Genomic DNA, 19051 nt, shown 5'->3' with positions numbered 1-19051 from the left:
AGGACATTAACGTAATGAAACAACGTGTTATTACGGGTGTGATTTTTGGCGCCCTTTTGTTAGGAATGATTATTGTAGGAGACTGGCCATTTATCATTTTGATGGCGCTTGTTGCCACTGTTGGAATGGTCGAACTGTTACTAATGAAGAAAATCACATTGGTTTCACTTCCTGGATTACTTGCTATCGTCGGAACGTGGATTCTTGTTATGCCTGACGACTGGATTGCGTCATTGACGTCGTCTGTATTCACCAAGATTGACCTCTTGTTCTTCGGCTTGCTTATTTTGCTTGCTATGACTGTCCTTACGAAGAATAAGTATAGTTTTGATGAAAGTTCATTTATTATGATGGCTTCGTTATATGTCGGTCTAGGTTTCTATTATTTTACAGCGACACGGTACCTGGGAGAAAATAATTTAGATGGTATGATTCATTTATTTTTCATTATTTTTCTTATATGGGCGTCTGACTCTGGCGCATATTTTGTAGGACGATCGCTCGGAAGGAAAAAGCTATGGCCTCATATATCTCCGAACAAAACGGTTGAAGGTGCAGTTGGCGGCGTTGTAATGGCAGTTCTTGTTGGCGTTGTTTTTCAATTGATTTATCCGGTGTATGATTCCATGATAGTTGTTTTGATCGTCTCCGTTCTAACTTCTGTTTTTGGACAGATAGGTGACCTTGTTGAATCAGCATTCAAGCGTCATTACGGAGTGAAGGATTCAGGCAGTATCTTGCCAGGGCACGGAGGGATACTTGATCGATTTGATAGTCTAATATTCGTTCTCCCTCTTCTGCATTTACTTAACCTGGTTTGATGAAACAGAGTAGATTGGAGGAACGGGTCGTTTGAAGAAAATAAGCTTATTGGGAGCATCTGGTTCTATCGGTATTCAGACTCTCGACATTGTGAGAATGCACCCTGACATGTTTTCTCTTGTAGCTGTTTCAGTAGGGAAAAATGTTCAAAAAGCGGTGGAAATAGCAGAGGAATTTAAGCCAAAGCTATTATCTGTTCAAAAGAAAGAAGATGCTGACTCGCTCAGAAGAACAATTTCAAGAAAGACAAAGATTGTCTATGGAGATGAAGGATTGCTAGAAGTAGCCTGTCATCACGATTCAACCGTTCTTGTAAATGCTATTCTCGGCAGTATCGGACTTTCTCCGACCCTTTCAGCGATTGAACAGGGAAAAACGATTGCTATTGCAAATAAAGAAACGCTTGTAACTGCTGGGCATCTCGTAACAGAGGCAGCCAAACGACATGGATCTGCCCTTCTGCCAGTAGATAGCGAACATTCAGCATTGTTTCAATGCTTGAATGGTGAAAAACAAGATCAAATGGAGCGCCTCATTCTTACAGCATCAGGTGGAAGCTTCCGTGATAAAACACGTGAAGAACTTGTAGGAGTTAGTGTGAATGATGCCTTAAATCATCCGAACTGGTCCATGGGTGCTAAGATTACCATTGATTCAGCTACAATGATGAACAAAGGCCTTGAAGTGATTGAAGCGCACTGGCTGTTTGGAACACCTTATGATCAGATTGATGTATTGCTTCATAAAGAAAGTATTATTCACTCGATGGTAGAGTACATAGACGGTAGTGTCATGGCCCATCTAGGTACTCCGGATATGCGAATTCCAATTCAGTATGCACTTAGCTATCCTGATCGACTTGAAATCAGAAATGCAAAACGGTTAAACTTATGGGAAGTTGGTAAGTTACATTTTGAGAAGGTTGATTACGACCGCTTCCGCGCATTAAAGTTAGCTTATGAAGCTGGCCGCGCCGGTGGTTCACTCCCAGCCGTCATGAATGCGGCAAACGAAACGGCCGTTGCAGCATTTCTGGAGGGAAAGATCGATTTCTTAACGATCGAAGAGCTCGTAGAACAGGCGATGGAAAACCACAGTATCGTTCAAAATGCATCGCTTGAAGAAATTCTTGCTGTAGATTCTGAAACAAGATTACGAGTTCAGTCATTAATTAAATAAAGGTGGTAAGTGGATATGAATACTGTGATTTCGATCATTATCATATTCGGAGCACTTGTCTTTTTCCATGAATTGGGTCACTTGCTCCTGGCAAAACGTGCAGGAATCTTGTGCCGAGAATTCGCCATAGGCTTCGGACCGAAAATTTTCACAATCAAGAAAGGTGAGACGGTTTACACGATCAGACTTCTGCCGCTCGGTGGATTTGTTCGAATGGCCGGCGAAGATCCTGAAATGATTGAATTGAAACCTGGACAGCGTGTTGGGCTTCTGTTTAATGATCAGAATAAAGTTGAAAAGATTGTTATCAATCAAAAATCAGCTTACCCTAATTTAAAAGAAGTAACGGTTGAAGAAGCCGACCTTGAGCGTGGGCTTTATATTAAAGGATACGAAGACGAAGATGAACCAGCTACGGTATTCTCAATTGATGAAACATCTCATTATGTGATGGATGGATCTGAGTTTCAGATTGCGCCGTTTGATCGTCAATTCGGTTCAAAGTCGCTTTGGGACCGTTTCCTGGCCATTTTTGCTGGCCCAGTTATGAACTTTTTACTTGCGATTGTTATTTTCATCACGCTAGGCTTATTACAAGGGACGCCAACGAGCCAGGTTAACGAAGTCGTTGAAGGCAGTCCAGCTGAGCAAGCCGGTATGATGAATGGTGATGTTATTACTGAAATTAATGGGACTGAAATAACAGGCTGGAATAAGATGACGTCTATTATTCAGGATAACGCAAATAATCAGCTAGGATTTAAAGTAGATCGTGAAGGTGAATCGGTCTCTTTATCCATTACTCCAGAAAAACAAGAGCTTTCTGAAAATCAATCTGTTGGTCGTATTGGGGTTTCCCTAGAATATCAAGTGGATTTCTTAGACTCTATCGTTTTTGGTTTTACATCAACGTATGAATTCGGAAAGGCCATATTCGTAGGACTTGGCCAGCTTGTAACGGGGCAGCTTTCCATCGATGCTTTCTCAGGACCTGTAGGAATTTATAGTTACACAGAAGAAGCTGCATCTGGAGGGCTCTATGTTCTCATGAGATGGGCTGGTTTCTTAAGTATTAACCTTGGTATTTTTAACTTATTGCCACTTCCTGCACTTGATGGAGGAAGACTACTATTCATCGGTGTGGAAGCGTTACGTGGCAAGCCAATTGATCCGCAAAAGGAAAGCTTAGTTCACTTTATTGGCTTTTCGTTTCTCATGTTGCTCATGCTAGTAGTGACATGGAATGATATCCAACGCTTCTTCCTATAGGAGCCACGGGACCCGTTTTAAGAATGAAATGAGGTGCAGTAGATGAAACAATCTAAATATTTTAATCCAACCCTTCGAGATAATCCAGCTGATGCCGAAATTAAAAGTCATCAGCTCCTTGTCAGAGCGGGTTTTATACGTCAAAATGCTTCAGGTATTTATTCATACCTACCATTAGGAAAGAAAGTACTAATGAAAATTGAAGAAGTGATTCGAAAAGAGCTTGATGGAACTGGTGCACAGGAATTATTAATGCCAGCGATTCAACCTGCTGAGCTATGGCAGGAAACGGGGCGATGGGACGTTTACGGTCCTGAGCTAATGAGACTAAAGGATCGCCACGGTAGACCTTTTGCTCTCGGTGCTACTCACGAGGAGTTAATTACAAGTCTTGTTCGCGATGAGTTGAAATCGTACAAGCAATTGCCGGTGACTCTTTATCAGATTCAAACAAAGTATCGTGATGAGCGTCGTCCACGCTTTGGTTTGCTTCGAGGAAGAGAGTTTATTATGAAAGATGCCTACTCTTTCCATTCTTCTGAAGAACAGCTTGATGAAGCCTACAATGATATGCATAGTGCTTATAGTCGAATCTTTAGTACCCTGGGCTTGAATTTCCGTCCTGTTGTGGCTGATTCGGGTGCAATGGGTGGTAAAGATACAGAAGAATTTATGGCATTATCTAGCGTTGGGGAAGATACGATCGCATATAGTGATTCTTCAGATTACGCTGCCAATATTGAAATGGCAGAAGTTCATGTAGCGTATGAGAAATCGGACGAGCCAGAGGCACCTTTAACTAAAGGGGAAGGCGAGGCTTCGTTGTTAGAACGCCATATCCGTACTTCTCTTATCAAGGTAGAAGATGAGACCGTTCTTGTTCTTGTAAGAGGGGATCATGATTTAAATGACATCAAGGTTAAGCACCTATTCGCAACGGATATGGTAGAAGTCTTGAATGAAGAAGTTGATGTGAAAGAATTTAACGGCAAGGTTATTGCAGACAATGCAGTTAAAGCCATCGTCAACGGATCAATTAGTGGTAAACATGCTTATCAGAATGTTAATCCAGATCGAGACCTTTCCATTACAAGTTATGAAGACCTTCGTTTTATTCAAGAAGGAGATCCTTCTCCAGATGGCAATGGAACGATTGTTTTTGCGGAAGGCATTGAAATTGGCCAGGTGTTTAAGCTAGGAACAAAATATAGTGAAACAATGGGCGCTTCTTATCTTGATGAAGGTGGGAAAGCTAAGCCTATTATGATGGGTTGTTATGGGATCGGTGTTTCACGAACGCTTGCGGCGATCGCTGAGCAAAATGCAGATGACAATGGGCTGAAATGGCCTCTTGCTGTAACACCATTTCATGTTCACTTGATTACAATCAACGTGAAAGATGCTGATCAAACAGCTCTATCAGATCGTCTATATGAATCTCTACAGAATGAGCGTTATGATGTTCTTTACGATGATCGAAAAGAGCGTGCAGGTGTGAAGTTTAAAGATGCGGATCTCGTCGGTCTTCCATTACGCGTAATCGTTGGTAAGAAAGCAAACGATGAGATCGTGGAAGTGAAGCGAAGAGATACTGGAGAGTCAATTGAAGTATCAGTTGATAACTTGAACGAGACAATCCAGCAGCTTTTAACACAAATGAACTAAAATTGTGGATAGGTGCCAGTGGTACCTTCCACCTTTTTTTTCGTTACCTTTACGCATTTTTAAGAAGGAGGAACAATTGAATGGACCAGGATTTAAACATAAGAAAAGAACGTCTCCAACTGCTCCTTCAACAAATATCGATTCCTGATAAATTCGTTGATTATTTTAGAGATGGGTACATTTCGAAATTAACTGTATACAAAGAAACGAGAAAATGGCATTTTGATTTTCATTTTCCAGACGTTCTTCCGTTTCATGTCTATGAGTTATTTCGCAGTCGATTGCAAGATGGATTAAAGCACATCGCTACAGTGACTTACGGAATCTCCACAGATAGTGGAGGAAATGAAGAATTAGCAATGGCATACTGGGACAATGTCGCTGAACTGATGAAAGAGCATTCGGCATCCCTAACAGCTGTATTGAAAAGTCAAACGCCTAAAATAAGTGGAAATAAGCTTATTGTATCGGTTCGTAATGAAACGGAAGCTGCAATCGCAAGACGAAAGCTATCTGGTCCTTTGTCAGAGTGTTATACGCACGCTGGATTTCCGAAGTACATGCTTGAAGTAGAAGTTAAGGCTTCTGAACAGGATTATCAAAAATTTGTTGAACAAAAACAACAAGAAGATCAATCTAAAATGATGGAAGCCTTGATAGAAAAAGAAAAGGCAGATAAATCTTCAAGTAAAAACGTTCCAGATTCTCTTGTCATTGGTTACAAGATCAAAGAAGATCCAGTACCAATTGAAACTATTCAGGATGAAGAACGACGCATTGCTGTTCAAGGTTATGTCTTCCATGCTGAAACGAAAGAGCTTAGAAGTGGACGAACGCTATTAACGTTTAAAATAACGGACTACACGGATTCAATCCTTGTGAAAATGTTCTCCCGCGATAAAGAAGATGTTCCGATTTTAGAAGCAGTAAGAAAAGGAATCTGGGTGAAAGTACGCGGTGGGATCCAGAATGATACGTTTGTACGCGATCTTGTTATGATCGGAAACGACTTAACTGAAATCAAACCTGATTTACGAGTAGATGAGGCGCCTGAGGATGAAAAGCGTATCGAGCTACATGCTCACACGCAAATGAGTCAAATGGACTCCGTCAGTTCAACAGGGGAACTGATTACACAAGCAGCTAAATGGGGACATCCCGCTATCGCCATTACGGATCATAATGTAGTACAGTCATTTCCCGATGCATATGCAGCAGGACAAAAGAACGGTATAAAGGTTATCTATGGTTTAGAAACAGACCTTGTCGATGATGGGGTACCGATGGCATACAATGAAGCTGATCGTGACCTTGAAACGGGTACTTACATTGTTTTTGACGTGGAAACAACCGGACTTTCGGCTGTTTATAATAAAATTATCGAGTTAGCAGCAGTGAAATTGAAAGATGGAGAAATCGTTGATAAGTTTGAGCGATTTGCTAATCCGCATCATCCTCTTTCCTCAACAACCATTGAACTAACGGGGATTACGGACGATATGGTCATGAACGCCCCTGAAATTGAAGACGTCTTAAAAGACTTCCACGAATTCATGGGAGATGACATTCTTGTTGCTCACAATGCTAGCTTTGATATGGGCTTCTTGAATGTAGGGTTACGTAATATTGGGTTTGGAGAAGCAACAAATCCAGTAATTGATACCCTTGAGCTTGCTCGTTTTCTCTATCCGGAAATGCGAAACCATCACTTAAATACGCTTTGTAAAAAGTTTGATATCGACCTTACTCAGCACCATAGAGCGATTTATGATGCGGAAGCAACAGGGTATTTGTTGTGGAAATTGGTGAAAGATGCACTTGAGCGTGAAATTACAAACCATAATATGCTGAATGATAATATGGGGCAAACTGGTTTCCAACGTACTCGTCCATCGCACACGATCATATTGGCGCAAAATGACGTAGGTTTAAAAAACTTGTTCAAGCTCGTTTCCCTTTCTCACATTGATTATTTCTACCGAACTGCACGTATTCCTCGTTCTAAGCTTGAGAAATACCGCGAAGGTCTGCTGATCGGTTCAGGCTGTGACAAGGGTGAAGTTTTTGAAGGGATGATGCAAAAGTCACCTGAAGAAGTAGAGGACATCGCGAAGTTTTATGACTATCTGGAAGTGCAGCCGCCACAAAATTACATGCATTTAATCGAGAAAGAACTTGTTCAAGATGAAATGGCGTTGCGTGAAATTATTGGTAAGATTGTTAAGCTTGGTGAGAAGTTAAATAAGCCAGTCGTCGCTACTGGTAACGTTCATTATCTCGAGCCAGAGGATCATATTTATCGTAAAATTCTTATTAAAGCACAGGCGGGTAACCCATTAAATCGCCAAACGTTACCTCAGGTTCATTTTAGAACGACGAACGAAATGCTTGATTGCTTCCATTTTCTTGGGGCAGATAAAGCGAAGGAAATTGTCGTACAAAAACCACAGCAAGTAGCCGACATGATCGATGACATTAAACCGATCAAAGATGATCTATTCACACCTCGAATTGAAGGTGCCGATGAAGAAATGCGTGAGATGAGCTATAACATGGCTCGAAGCATTTATGGTGATGAACTGCCAACAATAGTGGAAGAGAGACTTGAAAAAGAGCTAAAAAGTATTATTGGCCATGGATTCGCCGTTATCTACTTGATTTCTCATAAGCTAGTTAAGAAGTCACTAAACGACGGCTATCTCGTTGGTTCACGTGGGTCTGTAGGTTCTTCATTTGTTGCCACTATGACTGAAATTACTGAAGTGAACCCATTACCACCCCATTATGTTTGTCCATCTTGTAAGAAGTCACAGTTCTTTGATGACGGTTCTGTAGGATCAGGGTTCGATCTTCCAGACAAATCATGCGAAGATTGCGATGTACCTCTTACAAAAGACGGACATGATATACCGTTTGAGACGTTTCTTGGGTTTAAAGGTGATAAAGTACCCGATATTGATTTGAACTTCTCCGGGGAATATCAGCCGCGTGCCCATAATTATACGAAGGAACTGTTTGGAGAAGACAATGTATTCCGAGCAGGAACAATCGGTACAGTCGCTGAGAAGACGGCGTACGGTTATGTAAAAGGATATATGGGAGACCATGACCTTCACTATCGAGGGGCTGAAATTGATCGTCTCGTGTCGGGGTGCACAGGAGTAAAACGTACCTCTGGGCAGCATCCGGGTGGTATTATCGTAGTACCTGATTATATGGACATCTACGATTTTTCACCTATTCAGTTCCCAGCAGATGATAAAACATCCGCATGGAAAACAACCCATTTTGATTTCCATTCGATCCACGATAATCTGTTGAAGCTTGATATACTTGGGCACGATGATCCTACGGTTATTCGTATGCTTCAAGATTTAAGTGGAATTGATCCGAAAACCATCCCAACAGATGACGCTGAAGTGATGAAGCTCTTTAGTGGAACGGAATCTCTTGGAGTGACACAGGATCAAATTATGTGTAAAACAGGAACTTACGGAATCCCAGAATTCGGAACACGATTCGTTCGTCAAATGCTAGAAGATACGAAACCTAGTACATTTTCTGAGCTCGTTCAGATTTCAGGTCTTTCCCACGGTACTGATGTGTGGTTAGGTAATGCACAGGAATTGATTCAAGCTGGTACTTGTAACCTTAGTGAAGTAATTGGTTGTCGTGATGATATTATGGTTTATTTGATCTACAAAGGCCTTGACCCGTCCCTCGCATTTAAAATTATGGAGTTTGTGCGAAAAGGGAAAGGATTGCAAGAAGAGTGGGTAGCTGAAATGAAGAAACATGATGTGCCAGACTGGTACATTGATTCGTGCTTAAAGATCAAGTATATGTTCCCGAAAGCTCACGCAGCAGCATATGTGTTAATGGCTGTTCGGATCGCTTACTTCAAAGTTCACCATCCAATTCTTTTCTATGCAGCATACTTTACCGTAAGAGCCGATGACTTTGACATTGATACGATGGCGAAAGGATCCAACGCGATTCGCGCAAAAATCGAAGAAATCAATGAAAAGGGTCTTGATGCTTCACCGAAAGAGAAAAACCTATTAACCGTGATGGAGATTGCGCTTGAAATGTCAGAACGTGGCCTCCGCATGCAGAAAGTAGATCTTTATCGATCAAAAGCGGCTGAATTCGTAGTCGATGGAGATTCGCTCATTCCTCCATTTAATTCTCTTCCGGGAGTAGGGACGAATGCAGCGATCAATATTGAAAACTCCAAAGAAGCCGGTGAATTTTTATCAAAAGAAGATTTACAGCAGCGAAGCAAGATTTCAAAGACTGTACTTGAGTACTTGGATGATCATGGATGTCTTGAAGGACTTCCAGATGCGAATCAACTCAGCTTATTCTAATGAGGCGCATTCGCTTCTCTGTTGAATTGGTTATATGAGTATGGTATAGTAATTGTGGAAATACTAGTGAATACACACGCGACGGAAGAGTAGGGCTATCCCACTCTTTCGTTTTCGATTGGGACCCTGCTGTACAGGATCAGAAAGGAGGACAACCAATGAACGAAAATGTGATTACGGTTACTGAAGAACTAGTAAAACCAATAGTAGATGAAATGAACTTGGAACTTGTAGATATAGAATTCACACAAGAAGGCAAGAATTGGTTTCTCCGTGTCTATATCGATTCTCCTCGAGGCGTTGATATTGAGGAGTGCGGGATAATTAGCGAAAAGCTAAGTGAACAGCTTGATAAACAAGATCCAATTACACAACCATACTTCCTTGAAGTTTCTTCACCTGGTGCAGAACGTCCGCTCAAAAAACGTACGGACTTTGAGAAGGCAGTTGGCAAGCAAGTCTATGTTACAACCTATGAACCATTTAATGGTGAAAAGAGCTTTGAAGGTGTACTTTCGGACTTCGATGGAGAAATGGTTGTTATTGATCAGCGAGTGAAAACAAGAATTAAAAAGGTAGAATTACCTTATGAAAAAGTAGCAAGCGCAAGGCTTGCGGTTGTTTTTTAATTAAAGGGGAGAATGAAAAATGAAGAGTAGTGAGTTATTAGATGCGCTAAATATTCTTGAAAAAGAAAAGGGCATCAGCAAGGATATTATCGTTGAGGCGATTGAAGCAGCGCTTATCTCAGCATATAAGCGAAACTTCCATCAGGCGCAAAACGTTAGAGTTGACTTTAATCAGGATACAGGTTCGATCCGAGTATTCGCTCGAAAAGATGTCGTAGAAGAAGTGGAAGATTCTCGTCTTGAGATTTCACTTGAAGATGCGAAAGACATTGATCGCCAATATGAATTAGAAGATATCGTAGAAATTGAAGTAACGCCTCGTAATTTCGGTCGTATCGCAGCTCAAACAGCGAAGCAAGTTGTTACTCAGCGTGTCCGTGAAGCAGAACGTGGGATCATATTTAGCGAATTTATTGAACGCGAAGACGATATCATGACAGGAATTGTTCAGCGTCAGGATCATCGTTTTATTTATGTTGACCTCGGTCGTATCGAAGCACTTCTCCCTGCAGGTGAACAAATGCCGAACGAAACGTATCATTCCCATGATCGTATCAAGGTATATGTGACAAAAGTTGAAAAAACAACCAAAGGGCCACAGGTGATGGTTTCGAGAACTCATCCTGGTCTTCTTAAGCGTTTATTTGAACTTGAAGTACCGGAAATATTCGATGGAACGGTTGAAGTAAAGTCCATTTCTCGAGAAGCCGGGGATCGTTCAAAGATTGCGGTTCACGCAGAAGATCCTGAAGTTGATCCGGTTGGCTCATGTGTAGGACAGCGTGGTCAGCGTGTACAAGCGATTGTCAATGAGCTTAAAGGTGAGAAAATTGATATCGTAAGCTGGTCTGAAGACATAGTTGCATACGTAGCAAATGCACTAAGCCCTTCAAAAGTACTTAAAGTAAATGTAGACGAAGAAAATAAAATGACTCAAGTTATCGTACCTGACTATCAGCTTTCACTTGCAATCGGGAAGCGTGGCCAAAACGCACGTCTTGCTGCGAAGCTGACTGGATGGAAAATCGATATTAAGAGTCAATCTGAAGCGGAAGAGCTTGGCATCTATAGTGCTGATGAAGCTCCTCTATTCGAAGAGAATGACGCGGAAGATTCTGAGCTAGATTAAGCAAGATCAGGAGAGGTGTCCATCGTGCAAAAACGTAAAATTCCGATGCGGAAATGTGTCGCCTGTCAAGAAATGAAGCCTAAAAAAGAGCTTGTTCGAATCGTTCGTTCGCCTGAAGGGGTTATATCGATCGATCAAACGGGTAAAAAGAATGGACGGGGCGCATACCTTTGCAATAAAGAAGAGTGTTTCGTACTTGCTAAGAAGCGAAATTCTTTAGCGGCTCATCTAAAAGCAGAAGTGACGGAAGATATTTATGCTGACCTCGCAGAATCGCGGTCAAATTAAATGAAGAATAAGAATTGGGAGTCACTGTTAGGACTCGCTCAGCGCGCTGGCAAAGTCGTGTCTGGAGAAGAACTTGTGGTGAAGGAAATTCAGCGCAAGAGCGCAAGACTCGTATTAGTTGCGAGCGACGCATCTGAGAACACAAGAAAGAAAATAACGGATAAAGCAACTACTTATAAAGTCCCGGTATGTTTTGTAACAGGGCGCTATGAGCTTGGACATGCAATTGGCAAAGTTCAACGAGTCACGATAGCCGTTACTGATGCAGGGTTTGCGAAGAAGCTCCACGCAATGCTCGATCAATAACTCGGGGGTGATCGTATGAGTAAGATGCGAATTCATGAATATGCAAAAGAACATAATACTACTAGTAAGGATGTTATCGAAAAGTTAAAAAGCATGAATATTACGGTAAACAATCATATGTCTGTGATTGATGATCAGGCCATTGATAAGCTTAATAACGATTCGAAACAATCCAAAAAGGGAAGCGACAAAAACAGTATGGAAAATAAAAACAATCGAAACAACCCAAAAGCAAATGCAAATCAAAAGAATAGCAAAAGCGCACCAAATAACCGTCGCGGTGGACGTCGTCCAAACCGCCGTGGAAAAGGACAGCCGCCTAAAAACACGGCTGCTCCAAGAAGACTGCCTTCTAAAGTAACTTTCATTGGTTCATTAACAGTTGGACAGCTTGCTGAAAAGCTAGGTAAAGATGCTTCTGAACTGATCAAGAAGTTAATGGGTCTTGGTGTTATGGCAACCATTAATCAGGAACTAGATAAAGATACAATGGAACTTATCTGTGATGATTATGGTGTAAAAGTGGAAGAAGAAGAGCTATTTGAAGTAACGGATCTTGATAATTACACTAGTGAAGATGAGGACGGAAAGCTTATTGAACGTCCTGCAGTTGTTACAATCATGGGGCACGTTGACCATGGTAAAACAACGCTACTAGACGGAATCCGTGATACAAAAGTAACGCAGGGTGAAGCTGGTGGTATTACGCAGCACATCGGTGCTTACCAGATCGAAGAAAATAACAAAAAAATTACGTTCCTTGATACTCCTGGACACGCTGCATTTACAACAATGCGTGCACGTGGTGCAAAAGTAACAGATATCACGGTTCTAGTTGTAGCAGCTGACGATGGCGTTATGCCACAAACGGTTGAAGCTATTAACCATGCGAAGGCAGCGGAAGTGCCAATTATCGTTGCTGTTAATAAGATGGATAAAGAAGGAGCAAATCCTGATCGCGTGATGCAGGAACTAACAGAGTATGAACTTGTTTCTGAAGCATGGGGCGGAGATACAATTTTCGTTAACCTTTCTGCCATTAAGCGTGAAGGAATTGATAATCTTCTTGAAACGATTCTATTGATTTCTGAAGTAGAAGAATTTAAAGCGAACCCTAATAAGCTTGCTACAGGTACAGTAATTGAAGCACAGCTAGATAAAGGACGCGGGCCAGTTGCAACACTTCTTGTTCAAGAAGGAACGCTTAAAGTCGGTGACCCAGTTGTAGTCGGTAACACATTTGGTCGTGTTCGTGCTATGGTCAACGATCTTGGTAAGCGTGTTGAAACAGCTGCACCTTCTACTCCTGTAGAAGTGACTGGTTTAAGTGATGTACCAAATGCTGGAGATCGCTTTGTAGCATTTGAAGACGAGAAGACAGCACGTCAAGTTGGTGAAGCGCGTAATCAGCAGCAAATTGAAGCTCAGCGTAAAGAATCTTCTAAAATGAATTTGGATGATTTATTTGAAAAGATTCAGCAGGGCGATGTGAAAGATATCAACATTATCGTGAAAGCTGACGTACAGGGATCTGTTGAAGCACTTGCTGGCTCACTTCAGAAGATTGAAGTAGAAGGTGTTAAAATCAACATTATTCACACAGCTGTTGGTGCGATCACAGAGTCAGATATTATCCTTGCATCTGCTTCTAATGCGATCATTATCGGATTTAACGTACGTCCAGATTCAAATGCGAAGAAAGTAGCTGATTCTGAGCAAGTAGAAATTCGCTTGCATCGCGTGATCTATACAGCGATTGAAGAGATTGAATCTGCAATGAAAGGAATGCTTGATCCAGTTTATGAAGAAAAAGTGATTGGTCAAGCTGAAGTACGTGAAACGTTTAAAGTTTCTAAAGTAGGTACAATTGCAGGATCTTACGTAACAGAAGGTAAAATCACTCGTAATTCGGGCGTTCGTGTCATCCGTGACGGAATTGTCGTATTCGAAGGTGAAGTGGATACATTGAAACGCTTCAAAGACGATGCGAAAGAAGTGGCAAAAGGGTACGAATGTGGTATTACGCTTACAAAATTCAATGACGTTAAAGAAGGCGACATCATTGAAGCGTATATTATGGTTGAAGTAAAGCCTAAGTGATTAGATATGTAGAATGTGAATGCATCATTTATGATGCGCAATCCTTGAAGGAAAAAAGATCTGTGCTTCAGTCGGTTATTAGCCGTCTGAAGCATTATAATCTCTCTGTTTCTGAGCTTGACAGCCAGGATTTATGGCAACATACCGTTATTGGTATTGTTACAACGGCTTCAAGCAAAACGGCATGCGAGCGTGAGCTCCAGCGTGCCGTCTCATTGATTGATTCACGTCCTGATATCGAACTCACTCAAGCAACTTATGAGTGGCTTTAGGAAAGAAACGAGGTGTAACGATGAGTAATGTTCGCGCAAATCGTGTTGGTGAACAGATGAAGAAAGAACTTGGTGATATAATCAGCAGGAAGATTAAAGACCCGCGCGTAGGTTTCGTTACAGTAACAGCTGTTGAAGTTACGAATGATCTACAGCAAGCAACGGTATTTATTACTGTCCTTGGTGATGAAGAGAAGAAAGAAGCTACCCTGAATGGTCTTGCGAAAGCAACTGGATTTATTCGTTCTGAAATAGGGAAACGCATTCGTCTTCGCAAAACACCGGAAATCTATTTTGAATTTGATGAATCGATCGATTATGGTAACAAAATTGAACGACTTCTTGCAGATTTAAATCAAGCGGATGAGTAGAAACGAAGGGATAGGCAGGAATGTCTATCCTTTCTCTATGTCATCAGATTGAAAGGAGGAAAACAATGAACGGCATATTACCACTAAAGAAACCAGCTGGAATGACGTCTCATGATTGTGTAGCGGTTACTAGAAAGCTATTAATGACAAAAAAAGTTGGTCATACAGGAACTTTGGATCCAGATGTAACAGGCGTTTTACCACTATGTATCGGCAGAGCAACTAAAGTGGCCCAGTATATGACGGATTTTTCTAAAACGTATGAAGCAGTGATTACACTAGGGTTTTCAACGACGACGGAAGATGCGTCTGGAGAGAAAGTGGAAGAAAAGAAAGTAGACAAACTGCCTTCAACTAACGATATAGAAGAAGCACTTGCTGCGTTTCGAGGTGAGATCGAGCAAGTTCCCCCAATGTATTCTGCTGTCAAAATTAACGGCAAACGACTTTATGAGTATGCTTTTAAAGGAGAAGTGGTGGATCGTCCATCTAGAAAGGTAACGATTCATGACCTAGAGTTAATTGGAGAGGTAACGCTTGAAGAAGGAGCGGTCTCTATCCCTGTACGTGCCACGTGTAGTAAGGGGACATATATTCGAACACTTGCGGTTGATATTGGAGAAAAGCTAGGTTTTCCAGCTCACATGTCGTCTCTAATTCGGACAGCGTCCGGCCCATTTAAACTAGAAGAATGTTTGACATTTGATGAGATAAAACAGATGATAGAAGAGGAAACGCTATCTCTTTTTCCTATGGAATACGCTCTTTCTGCTATGCCATCCTTTACTGTTGATTCTGCGCTAGAAGAGAAGCTCCAAAATGGCGCTGTGCTTCCTCAGTTGGAAGAGATGACAGAGAATAGACTTGTTATGTACAATAGGGACGGAGAAGCAATTGCAATCTATCAAAAACATCCTGAGAAGCCGGGCTTAATGAAGCCTGAAAAAGTGTTTTCGAGATGAAGTTAGAAGGTGAAACCGTTGAAAACAATTTATTTATCGCATCCTCATCAGTTAAAATCTGAACATCCTGCCGTCATGGCGCTTGGATATTTTGATGGCATTCATCGCGGCCATCAGAAAGTAATTTCGACTGCGAAAGAAATCGCTGATGATAAAGGCGTAGAGTCAGCAGTTATGACGTTTTATCCCCATCCATCAGTCGTTTTGGGGAAGTCTACACCTCAAACAGAGGCCATTACCCCACTTGATGATAAAATTGAGCTTATTGAGCAGCTTGGAATTAACGTTCTTTATATCGTGAAATTTGATACAACGATTGCAGGATTAACACCTCAGCAATTTGTTGATGATTATATTATTGCCTTATCAGTTGTTCACGTTGTAGCAGGGTTTGATTTTACATATGGAAGTAAAGGAAGAGGAACGATGGACTCCCTTCCATTTCATGCCCGTAACCAGTTTAGTCAAACGGTGATTGATAAAGTATCTCAACATGACGAGAAAGTAAGCTCTACTTTAATTCGCTCATATATTCGTGAAGGGGCTGTCCAGAACGTGAAAGCCGTTCTTGGTCGGAACTACACGGTGAAGGGCACTGTTGTTCAAGGAGATCAGCGCGGCCGCACAATTGGCTTCCCAACGGCCAACGTCGATCTTAAAGACGAGTATCTCGTGCCAGCTACAGGTGTTTATGCAGTGCGCATGAAAACGGAAGGTAGCTGGATGAGTGGTGTATGCAATGTTGGATACAAACCAACCTTCTATGATGAAAAACCCGATCAGCCGTCACTGGAAGTTCACGTATTTGATTACAGTGGCAATTTGTATGGATCGTCCGTAGAGGTTGAATTCCATCAAAAGATTCGTGGAGAGGTTAAATTCTCTTCTGTTGATGACTTAATTGCCCAAATAGGTCAGGATGCGAAAGATGCAAGAGAAATACTGAAATAGATTTCCCTTGCATTTTAGAACAAAAACCTGTAATCTAATATCTGTACGACAAGTACACAACCTATACTGGGCTATCGAGTCACCGACGTTTGCGCGGTATCAGGGGATTAGAAATTAAGGAGGTGAAACGGATGGCAATCACACAAGAACGTAAGCAAGAGCTTATCACTAAGTTCAAAACTCACGAGAATGATACTGGTTCTCCAGAGGTTCAAATCGCTGTCCTTACTGAGGAAAACAACAATTTGAACGATCATCTACGTTTCCACAAGAAAGACCACCACTCTCGTCGCGGTCTTCTTAAGATGGTTGGTAAACGCCGTAATCTTTTAACGTATCTTCGTAACAAAGACGTTACTCGTTACCGCGAACTTATCAAAGAACTTGGTCTACGTCGATAATGATTCAGAAAAGCGGGATGTTTCCCGCTTTTTTATTAGGTTAAAAATACATAGATTTCTTCCTTTCTTTTTAGAAGCAAAAAGGTTAGGGTATAATAAAAGAAATGATTTTATTGGATGAGAGGAGTTCTCACATTAATGGCACAAGATAAGCAAGTGTTTTCAATCGATTGGGCTGGTCGCGAGTTGTCAGTTGAAATTGGTCAACTGGCTAAACAGGCGAGCGGTGCAGCATTGATCCGTTACGGCGATACAGCCGTACTAGCAACGGTTACAGGCTCTAAAGAGCCGAAAGACCTTCCGTTTTTCCCACTAACGGTTAATTATGAAGAACGATTATATGCAGTAGGTAAAATTCCTGGAGGATTCATCAAGCGTGAAGGACGTCCGAGTGAAAAAGCGATTCTTGCTAGTCGTTTAATTGATCGCCCGATCCGTCCATTATTCCCTGATGGTTTCCGTAATGAAGTTCAAGTTGTCAGCACAGTGATGAGCGTTGATCAAAACTGCTCTTCTGAGATGGCAGCTATGTTCGGTTCATCTCTAGCGCTTGGAATTAGTGATCTTCCATTTGATGGTCCAATTGCTGGCGTTATCGTTGGACGCGTTGATGGGGAGTTTATTGCAAACCCTAACGTTGAGCAGCTTGAACAGAGTGATATTCACCTAACTGTTGCAGGTACGAAAGATGCAATTAACATGGTTGAAGCTGGAGCTGAAGAAGTTCCTGAAGAAATCATGCTTGAAGGTATTCTTTTTGGTCACCAAGAAATTAAGCGCCTGATTTCATTCCAGGAAGAGATCATTGAAGCTACTGGAAAAGAAAAGCGCGAAGTTGTTCTTAAGACTGCAGATAAAACGCTTGAAGCAGCTCTTAGTGAGCAGTACTTATCTGACATTAAAGAAGCTGTAAAAGTGATTGAAAAGCATGCTAGGCAGGAAGCAATTGATGCTGTAATGACGCGTGCAACTGAAGCATATGAAGAAAACGAAGAGTATAGTGCCGATGAAGTGAAATCAATTCTAAATAGCTTCGTTAAGCAAGAAGTTCGTCGTTTAATTCTAAAAGATAAAGTAAGACCTGATGGTCGTGGCGTTGATGAGATTCGTCCACTTGATTCTGAAGTAGGAATTCTACCAAGAACACACGGATCTGGATTGTTTACTCGTGGACAAACCCAGGCACTTAGCATTTGTACTCTTGGTGCACTAGGGGATGTTCAGATTCTCGATGGTCTTGGTACAGAAGAATCTAAGCGATTCATGCATCACTATAACTTCCCGAAATACAGCGTCGGCGAAACTGGACCAATGCGTGGACCTGGTCGTCGTGAGATTGGTCACGGTGCTCTTGGTGAGCGTGCACTTGAGAAGGTTATTCCAACTGAGAAGGATTTCCCATATACGATTCGTCTTGTATCTGAAGTTCTTGAATCAAATGGCTCTACTTCACAAGCAAGTATTTGTGCTAGTACGCTAGCGATGATGGATGCAGGGGTGCCGATCAAAGCACCAGTTGCAGGTATTGCAATGGGACTTGTAAGTGATGGCGAGGATGTAACAGTTCTTACAGATATTCAAGGCATGGAAGATGCTCTTGGTGACATGGACTTTAAAGTTGCTGGAACAAAGCAAGGTGTAACAGCTCTTCAAATGGATATTAAAATTTCTGGAATTAACGAAGACATCCTTCGTCAGGCTCTTGAGCAGGCGAAAAACGGTCGTCTCGCCATTCTTGAAAACATGATGAGTGCGATCAACGAACCTCGTACTGAGCTTTCTGCATACGCACCTAAGATTCTTACAATGTCAATTAAGCCAGATAAAATCCGCGATGTTATTGGACCAAGCGGTAAAATCATCAATAAGATTATTGAAGAAACTGGCGTAAAAATTGATATTGAGCAGGATGGTTCGGTCTTTATTTCTTCTACTGAGCAAGAAATGAACGCAAAAGCGAAGAAAATGATCGAAGATCTTGTTAGAGAAGTGGAAGTAGGCACAACTTATCTTGGTAAAGTGAAACGAGTTGAGAAATTTGGAGCATTCGTTGAGCTATTTGCTGGGAAAGAAGGTCTGGTTCACATTTCTGAACTAGCTGAAGAGCGTACAAACAAAGTAGAAGACGTTGTTTCAATCGGTGATGAAATCATGGTTAAAGTGAAAGAAATCGATAAGCAAGGACGCGTTAACCTTTCTCGTAAAGAAATTTTGAAAGAACAGCGTGAACGTGAAGAACAAAGTCAAAAGAGTTAATGAATTCGGCTGAGGCCGAATTCATTTTTTTTTTGCTGATTTTTGTTAGCATATACTGTTTCCTTTCATTTGGATAAATGT

The 19051-nt window shown here is 41.5% G+C and carries 16 protein-coding genes; all 16 read left to right on the top strand.

Annotation, left to right across the window (positions count from 1 at the left end; translation table 11 throughout):
• Positions 1–14 precede the first annotated feature (14 nt).
• The 16 genes from ACIFPW_RS05580 (at position 15) to ACIFPW_RS05505 (ending at position 18970) form a co-directional block, all read left to right on the top strand.
• Positions 15–821, top strand: coding sequence for a phosphatidate cytidylyltransferase (locus ACIFPW_RS05580; protein WP_194221422.1), 807 nt, complete (start codon positions 15–17; stop codon positions 819–821).
• A 31-nt stretch (positions 822–852) separates the two neighbouring features.
• Entirely contained in the window at positions 853–2001 is a 1149-nt protein-coding gene (gene dxr / locus ACIFPW_RS05575; RefSeq protein ID WP_430242668.1) for a 1-deoxy-D-xylulose-5-phosphate reductoisomerase, read from the top strand.
• 15 nt (positions 2002–2016) lie between these two features.
• Positions 2017–3270 (top strand): RIP metalloprotease RseP, encoded by a 1254-nt coding sequence (rseP, locus tag ACIFPW_RS05570; protein WP_430242666.1) that lies wholly within the window; start codon positions 2017–2019, stop codon positions 3268–3270.
• Positions 3271–3312: 42 nt separating this feature from the next.
• On the top strand, positions 3313–4935 hold the full coding sequence (locus ACIFPW_RS05565; RefSeq protein WP_430242663.1) for a proline--tRNA ligase: 1623 nt from the start codon (positions 3313–3315) through the stop codon (positions 4933–4935).
• An 80-nt stretch (positions 4936–5015) separates the two neighbouring features.
• Positions 5016–9305, top strand: a complete 4290-nt coding sequence (locus ACIFPW_RS05560) for a PolC-type DNA polymerase III (protein WP_430242660.1) — start codon at positions 5016–5018, stop codon at positions 9303–9305.
• Between the two features lie 158 nt (positions 9306–9463).
• A complete protein-coding gene (rimP, locus tag ACIFPW_RS05555; RefSeq protein ID WP_430242657.1) occupies positions 9464–9934 on the top strand; it encodes a ribosome maturation factor RimP in 471 nt (156 codons plus the stop codon).
• Between the two features lie 19 nt (positions 9935–9953).
• The gene (gene nusA / locus ACIFPW_RS05550) at positions 9954–11063 is read left to right on the top strand and encodes a transcription termination factor NusA (RefSeq protein ID WP_430242654.1); all 1110 of its coding nucleotides are present in this window, start codon (positions 9954–9956) and stop codon (positions 11061–11063) included.
• Between the two features lie 24 nt (positions 11064–11087).
• Entirely contained in the window at positions 11088–11351 is a 264-nt protein-coding gene (rnpM, locus tag ACIFPW_RS05545) for an RNase P modulator RnpM (RefSeq protein WP_276511843.1), read from the top strand.
• Positions 11352–11657, top strand: a complete 306-nt coding sequence (locus ACIFPW_RS05540; RefSeq protein WP_430242650.1) for a YlxQ family RNA-binding protein — start codon at positions 11352–11354, stop codon at positions 11655–11657.
• Positions 11658–11672: 15 nt separating this feature from the next.
• Positions 11673–13757 (top strand): translation initiation factor IF-2, encoded by a 2085-nt coding sequence (infB, locus tag ACIFPW_RS05535; RefSeq protein WP_430242647.1) that lies wholly within the window; start codon positions 11673–11675, stop codon positions 13755–13757.
• Positions 13754–14029 (top strand): DUF503 domain-containing protein, encoded by a 276-nt coding sequence (locus tag ACIFPW_RS05530; RefSeq protein ID WP_430242644.1) that lies wholly within the window; start codon positions 13754–13756, stop codon positions 14027–14029. Before infB ends, ACIFPW_RS05530 begins: the two co-directional genes overlap by 4 nt.
• Before the next feature lie 20 nt (positions 14030–14049).
• The gene (gene rbfA / locus ACIFPW_RS05525; RefSeq protein WP_098443391.1) at positions 14050–14400 is read left to right on the top strand and encodes a 30S ribosome-binding factor RbfA; all 351 of its coding nucleotides are present in this window, start codon (positions 14050–14052) and stop codon (positions 14398–14400) included.
• A 65-nt stretch (positions 14401–14465) separates the two neighbouring features.
• Positions 14466–15362 carry a tRNA pseudouridine(55) synthase TruB gene (truB, locus tag ACIFPW_RS05520; protein WP_194221432.1) on the top strand — a complete coding sequence of 299 codons (897 nt, stop codon included), beginning with the start codon at positions 14466–14468 and terminating at the stop codon, positions 15360–15362.
• 18 nt (positions 15363–15380) lie between these two features.
• Positions 15381–16313 carry a bifunctional riboflavin kinase/FAD synthetase gene (ribF, locus tag ACIFPW_RS05515; RefSeq protein ID WP_430242640.1) on the top strand — a complete coding sequence of 311 codons (933 nt, stop codon included), beginning with the start codon at positions 15381–15383 and terminating at the stop codon, positions 16311–16313.
• 131 nt (positions 16314–16444) lie between these two features.
• A complete protein-coding gene (gene rpsO / locus ACIFPW_RS05510; RefSeq protein WP_430242638.1) occupies positions 16445–16714 on the top strand; it encodes a 30S ribosomal protein S15 in 270 nt (89 codons plus the stop codon).
• A gap of 138 nt (positions 16715–16852) precedes the next feature.
• Positions 16853–18970, top strand: coding sequence for a polyribonucleotide nucleotidyltransferase (locus ACIFPW_RS05505; protein WP_303531297.1), 2118 nt, complete (start codon positions 16853–16855; stop codon positions 18968–18970).
• The last annotated feature ends 81 nt before the right edge of the window (positions 18971–19051 follow it).

It is taken from the genome of Pseudalkalibacillus sp. NRS-1564 (assembly GCF_050467905.1).
In the GTDB taxonomy this organism is placed as follows: Bacteria; Bacillota; Bacilli; order Bacillales; family Guptibacillaceae; genus Guptibacillus; species Guptibacillus hwajinpoensis_B.
This window is presented reverse-complemented; position numbering and strand designations above follow the sequence as displayed.

Bases quoted from the DNA above. Each gene is read 5' to 3' on its own strand.
- ACIFPW_RS05580 (WP_194221422.1), top strand. From the start codon at position 15: ATGAAACAACGTGTTATTACGGGTGTGATTTTTGGCGCCCTTTTGTTA.
- rseP (WP_430242666.1), top strand. From the start codon at position 2,017: ATGAATACTGTGATTTCGATCATTATCATATTCGGAGCACTTGTCTTT.
- ACIFPW_RS05565 (WP_430242663.1), top strand. From the start codon at position 3,313: ATGAAACAATCTAAATATTTTAATCCAACCCTTCGAGATAATCCAGCT.
- ACIFPW_RS05560 (WP_430242660.1), top strand. From the start codon at position 5,016: ATGGACCAGGATTTAAACATAAGAAAAGAACGTCTCCAACTGCTCCTT.
- rimP (WP_430242657.1), top strand. From the start codon at position 9,464: ATGAACGAAAATGTGATTACGGTTACTGAAGAACTAGTAAAACCAATA.
- nusA (WP_430242654.1), top strand. From the start codon at position 9,954: ATGAAGAGTAGTGAGTTATTAGATGCGCTAAATATTCTTGAAAAAGAA.
- ACIFPW_RS05540 (WP_430242650.1), top strand. From the start codon at position 11,352: ATGAAGAATAAGAATTGGGAGTCACTGTTAGGACTCGCTCAGCGCGCT.
- infB (WP_430242647.1), top strand. From the start codon at position 11,673: ATGAGTAAGATGCGAATTCATGAATATGCAAAAGAACATAATACTACT.
- rbfA (WP_098443391.1), top strand. From the start codon at position 14,050: ATGAGTAATGTTCGCGCAAATCGTGTTGGTGAACAGATGAAGAAAGAA.
- truB (WP_194221432.1), top strand. From the start codon at position 14,466: ATGAACGGCATATTACCACTAAAGAAACCAGCTGGAATGACGTCTCAT.
- rpsO (WP_430242638.1), top strand. From the start codon at position 16,445: ATGGCAATCACACAAGAACGTAAGCAAGAGCTTATCACTAAGTTCAAA.
- ACIFPW_RS05505 (WP_303531297.1), top strand. From the start codon at position 16,853: ATGGCACAAGATAAGCAAGTGTTTTCAATCGATTGGGCTGGTCGCGAG.